General features: G+C 38.4%; 7 protein-coding genes and 1 tRNA gene. 6 read left to right on the forward strand and 2 right to left on the reverse strand.

Translation table 11 applies throughout. From position 1 onward, the window contains the following. Together ACIPNH_RS03345 and ACIPNH_RS03350 are read left to right on the forward strand one after the other, a co-directional pair. Positions 1 to 276 (forward strand): transposase (locus ACIPNH_RS03345; protein WP_400771714.1); only part of this gene is annotated, 276 nt, incomplete at its 5' end. Then, entirely contained in the window at positions 273 to 1,022 is a 750-nt protein-coding gene (locus ACIPNH_RS03350; RefSeq protein ID WP_400771723.1) for an ankyrin repeat domain-containing protein, read from the forward strand. The genes ACIPNH_RS03345 and ACIPNH_RS03350, both read left to right, overlap by 4 nt. Before the next feature lie 25 nt (positions 1,023 to 1,047). On the opposite strand, the gene ACIPNH_RS03355 is transcribed toward ACIPNH_RS03350, so the two are convergent. Together ACIPNH_RS03355 and tkt are read right to left on the reverse strand one after the other, a co-directional pair. Further along, positions 1,048 to 1,170 carry a hypothetical protein gene (locus tag ACIPNH_RS03355; RefSeq protein WP_264724113.1) on the reverse strand — a complete coding sequence of 41 codons (123 nt, stop codon included), beginning with the start codon at positions 1,168 to 1,170 and terminating at the stop codon, positions 1,048 to 1,050. Between the two features lie 215 nt (positions 1,171 to 1,385). Continuing rightward, positions 1,386 to 3,437, reverse strand: a complete 2,052-nt coding sequence (gene tkt, locus ACIPNH_RS03360) for a transketolase (RefSeq protein WP_400771725.1) — start codon at positions 3,435 to 3,437, stop codon at positions 1,386 to 1,388. A gap of 113 nt (positions 3,438 to 3,550) precedes the next feature. On the opposite strand from tkt, the gene rpsD reads away from it, so the two are divergent. The 4 genes from rpsD to ACIPNH_RS03380 all read left to right on the forward strand — a co-directional run. After that, positions 3,551 to 4,165, forward strand: a complete 615-nt coding sequence (gene rpsD, locus ACIPNH_RS03365) for a 30S ribosomal protein S4 (RefSeq protein ID WP_010962555.1) — start codon at positions 3,551 to 3,553, stop codon at positions 4,163 to 4,165. Positions 4,166 to 4,174: 9 nt separating this feature from the next. Continuing rightward, positions 4,175 to 4,261, forward strand: a tRNA-Leu gene (locus ACIPNH_RS03370). Between the two features lie 30 nt (positions 4,262 to 4,291). Next, a complete protein-coding gene (iscX, locus tag ACIPNH_RS03375; protein ID WP_007552114.1) occupies positions 4,292 to 4,492 on the forward strand; it encodes a Fe-S cluster assembly protein IscX in 201 nt (66 codons plus the stop codon). Positions 4,493 to 4,922: 430 nt separating this feature from the next. Next, on the forward strand, positions 4,923 to 5,234 hold a 312-nt coding region (locus tag ACIPNH_RS03380), incomplete at its 3' end, for a DciA family protein (protein ID WP_400771727.1).

A 5,234-nucleotide genomic window follows, 5' to 3' on the forward strand; every position in this document is an offset into this window, starting at 1 on the left:
TGTAATATGGATGTTTTTAATGGATGGTTTGAGCAATTTTTGACACCGATCTTGGAACCTGGACAGACTGTCATTCTTGACAATGCTACTTTTCATAAGTCTGATAAGATTATCGAGCTTGCTAAAGGGGTTGGTGCAGAAATTTTGTATCTGCCGCCTTATTCTCCAGATTTCAACAAAATTGAGCATCATTGGTTTGCTATAAAAAACAGAGCCAGGAAAAACATTCCTCTATTCGAATCCTTTCGTCGTGCTGTTGATTCTGCCTTCCTATGACCTGTTCGGACTATTATGAGAAATGCTATAATTTACCAAATAACAAGAAAGATACTCCTTTACATTCTGTTCTTAAAAAGGACAACATAGATATAAATGTATTGAACGCTCTACTGGGAGCAGAAGGAATCGATGTTAATATAAAAGATAAACTTGCAGAACAGACTCCTTTACATTGGGCCGTTGTAAAGGGCCATAAAGAGGCAGTAGAAGCCCTATTGGGAAAAGATGGAATCGATGTTAATATAGAAGATAAACATGGAAACACTCCTTTCAAATTAGCCACTGATGAAGGAATAAAAACTCTATTGCAACCAGCAGAAAAATCTGATGATGGTTCAGCGGGTGGATCATCGACAGATAGTGAAGGGGGTCAAGAGGAAGAAAAACGAGTAGGTGATGATACTGAACTACAATCAGATAATAGCAAAGAAGGGGAAAAAACCAGCACCACCAATGCAGAACGAGGAACTGATGTACAAGACAACGATGTAGGTCCTGTTGCTTCCACAGAACCTGCACAAACAGAAGAACAGCCGAGCTCTTTTTTTGGTAGTTTGTTTAGTATACTTATGAAGCCTTTTTCATTAATTGCATCATTTTTTGGTGGTTTTTTTTCATGGTTGTTTGGGTCTGACGAAGAAAAGTCTGACACACAACCTTATGATGATTCTTCTTCACCTGGGGTCGATCAATCAGTTGAACAAAATAATGGTGATCATAATGACCAGAGCAATGTGATTTGATAGTGATCTTCTACCGGAAAAGGTGTCATCCCAGTGTCAAGCACTGGGATGACACCGTCTTGGACGGAAAACTGGATTCCAGTGTCAAGTGCTGGAATGACATCCTCTCTAAGTAGCCTCCTTCTCCTGTTATCCCAGTGTCACGCACTGGGATCTCATTTTACTTTATGATGATGTCATGAAAGTAGCTGACATTGGGATCCAGAAGACTTAATTTCAACCAAATAATAAAGGCTAGATCCCAGTGTCACGCACTGGGATGACAAAAAAAGGAGCACTGGAATGACACCATCTTGGATGGAAATAACGTCACGCGCTGGAATGACAAAGAAGAGTGGGCTTTCATATGGTTATGCAAGAGGTTTACTGAATGCAACCTAACTTCTCACACACACATTTTACCACATGATCAGCGTTGATATTAAAATGCTCATAAAGTGTTTTATAAGGTGCTGATTCTCCGAAGCTTTTCATGCCAATAAATATACCGTTTGAACCTATGTATTTATGCCAACCCATTTCACTTCCGGCTTCAATTGCAACTTTAATGCTGTCATTATTTAATATTGCCGCTTTATATTCATCGCTTTGCTCGTCAAAAAGCCTCCAGCATGGCATAGAAACAATCCTTGTACCTATACCCTTTTCCTGCAATTTCTCCCTTGCTTCAACTGCAATTTCAACCTCGGACCCCGTAGCAAATATCGTCACTTTTAATTCTTTTGAACATTCACACAAAATATATGCACCAAACTTCGATAAATTAGCAGATTGATCGATATCAGAGTAGAACTTGCGCATGTAACTTACGTTTTGCCTTGAGAGCGCAAACAGTGCTGGAGATTCTTTCTTTTCGAGTGCAATGCTAACACACTCCAGAGTTTCAACTGCATCGGCTGGCCTAAAAACATATAGATTTGGTATAGCACGCAAAGAGGCTAAATGCTCTATTGGCTGATGAGTTGGGCCATCTTCTCCCACTCCAATTGAGTCGTGAGTCATGACATACATAACCTGCTGCTTCATCAGAGCTGAAAGACGTATAGCAGGACGACAATAGTCAGAAAATACCAAAAAAGTGCCGCCATAAGGAAGAATCGCGCCGTGAAGTGCCATACCATTCATACAAGCTGCCATAGCGTGTTCTCTCACTCCATAGTGGACATAAGAGCCACTATAATTATTGCTATTTATTACCTGCATGTGCTTATATTTAGTGCAATTTGACCCGGTAAGATCAGCAGAACCGCCGATTAATTCCGGCATATGTTGTGTTAAAAGTCCCATTACCATGCCGAAAGAAGAACGTGTAGCTTCGTTTGGCATTAGCTCACATATTTGTTTCTTCAGGTCAGCTAAAACACCAGCGATATTATCTGGTAGATGTTTATCTAACCGTCTTTGAAGTTCTGCATGATACCCTGTCATCCCAGCATTCTCTTCTGTCATCCCAGTGCTTGACACTGGGATCCATTCTTTTTCTTCTTTCCTGGTCACGCGCTGGAATGACATCGTGTAGTTTTGTTTTGCTCTCTCAACAGTTTTCTTCCAGGAATTTTTCACATCTTCTGGTACATGGAATGGTTCATAATTCCAGTTTAATTTCTCTCTCATCTGTTTTATGTCTTCCTCCGAAAAAGCACCACTGTGAGCAGAGGATGTGCCAGCACGGCTTGAAAATTTTCCGATAATAGTTTTGCAGCAGATCATTGTAGGTTTATCAGACTTTTTTGCTTGCTCTATTGCAAGGGATATGGCATCAAAATCATGGCCATCAATTTTGTCAACATTCCATCCATACGCTAAGAAGCGTTTCTCTACATCGTCAGAACAGGAAAGGCAAGTAGCGCCATCTATAGAAATATCATTATCATCAAAAAGAGCTATAAGCTTATTCAATTTAAGATGCCCAGCAAGTGATGCTGCTTCATGGCTTATTCCTTCCATAAGACAGCCATCCCCTAGCATCACGTAAGTGTAGTGATTAATTAAGCTATCTCCAAATTGTTCTTTAAGAATCGATTCAACAAGTGCCATGCCAACAGCAGCGGCAAACCCCTGCCCTAAAGGGCCTGTCGTTGCCTCTACCCCGGAAGTCAAGCCAAACTCTGGATGACCTGCGGTCTTGGATCTCATTTGCCTGAAGTTTTTTAGCTCATCTATGCTAATATAACCTGTCAAATATAATATTGAGTATAGTAACATTGACCCATGGCCGTTTGATAAAACAAAGCGATCTCTATTGAACCATTTAGAATCATCAGGATTATGATTCAGATATTTAGCAAACAAAACAGTTGCAACATCTGCCATGCCAAGTGGCATACCTGGGTGTCCAGAGTTTGCTTTTTGTACTGCATCAATTGATAAAAAACGGATGGCGTTTGCCATAGATTTTAAATGTGAATGATTCATGTGTTAATAGAAAAACTTAAAAATGAAGTATAAAAGATTATACCAGCAAAAACAAGTTGACACTGAGTGCTAAAATCCTTAATAATCTAGAGTTGAATCGTGAGAGTTTTTATATGACAACTGTTATCACTAGAAAGTATAGGATTAGCCGTAGACTTGGTGTAAATTTATGGGGTAGAGCTAAAGACCCAGTAAACAAAAGGAAATACCCTCCAGGTCAACATGGTATTCTTGGATTCAAGAAGTTATCCGACTTTGGTAAGCAGTTTGCTGCGCATAAGAAATTTAAGTTTTACTATGCGATTTCAAGTAAGCAGCTCAGACGTACATTTTTAGATGCTTATAACAGAAAGGGTTATACGGCTGATAATTTTATCGGTATCTTAGAATCGAGATTAAGTTCTGTTTTATACCACTCTGGTCTTGTTCCAACAATTTACTCAGCAAAGCAGCTCATATCTCACAAGCACGTTACAGTTAATGATAAGGTGGTTAACATATCGAGTTATCGAGTGAAGCCAGGTGATATAATAAAAATAAGAGAAAGGGCAGCAAAAATCCCTGTAGTAGTAGAGGCTGAACAAAAACAAGAGCGCAAGGCTCCGGATTATTTAGAAGCAGATAGTAAAGAGCATTCAGTGAAGTATTTGAGGTCACCTCAATATTCTGAGGTTCCTTATTCAGCAGACATGGAAGTCAATTTAGTAGTAGAGTTTTACTCTAGATAGATAAAAAAAGCCCGTGTGGCGGAATCGGTAGACGCAGCGGACTTAAAATCCGTGGGTTTTGCGACCTTGGGAGTTCAAGTCTCCCCATGGGCACCAATTTAACTTAGCAGATAAATACAAAAAAGTATGAAATGGCTTGATATAGAAGATATTGTGGAAGCTCTGGAGGAAAAATTTCCAAATGAGAATATAATTAGTATCAGATTCACTGAGCTTAAAAAAAAGGTCTTGAGTTTAGAGGAATTTGATGATGATGAAAAACGCTGTAACGAAAAAATACTCGAAGCTATTCAAGCAGCTTGGATTGAGGAAAGATTAACCGCATAGCAATAAACCATACGCAAACGTGATTTCTATTACAATTTGCATATTGATTATGCTATTTTTTGGATCTAGCCTGGCAAGTTAATAATAATTTAACTAATTACAATTAAAACAGCTATAAGGTTAATTATGAGGCAAAACAAAAATTTTTGAATGGAACGATCTTGACAAGTGCTACGTTGAGATAAGTTTTGCATAAAAATACTGCTTTTACGGTGTGAGGCTAGAGGTTTGTAAAGCAGTTAGAAGGTTGTCATCTAAGTAGCGTGACCAGGGCTAGATTCCGCGGCGGAATGACGACTATGCAATATGCGTTGCGGAGTGACGATTATGGTCATACCGTCACGGTATCTCACAAACATGTAGCAGTAATGACAAAATCTCAAGTTATATGTATACTTTTATATTATCTACCTACTAAAAAAACAGAAAAATGCTCAAACGTAGCGGTCCAAAAAAATTAAAGTCTATAATAGAAAATTATGCATTAAAATGCATGAAAAATAAGATTAGCAAAAATGAAATACGTCTTATTTTAAACTGGCGAAATATAGTAGGGAAAGAAATAGCAGAGTGTACAAAACCGAAAAAGATCTCATATGCACAGAATATAAATTCGGGTGTGTTGCATCTGGTAGTAACAAATGGCAGCAAAGCATTGGAAATTCAGCATATGATTTCTCTTATAATAGAAAAAATTACGATATTTTTTGGTTATAAAGCAGTATATGGTATAAAAATTAAG

The organism is Wolbachia endosymbiont of Drosophila barbarae (assembly GCF_044752445.1).
GTDB classification, from domain to species: domain Bacteria; phylum Pseudomonadota; class Alphaproteobacteria; order Rickettsiales; family Anaplasmataceae; genus Wolbachia; species Wolbachia pipientis.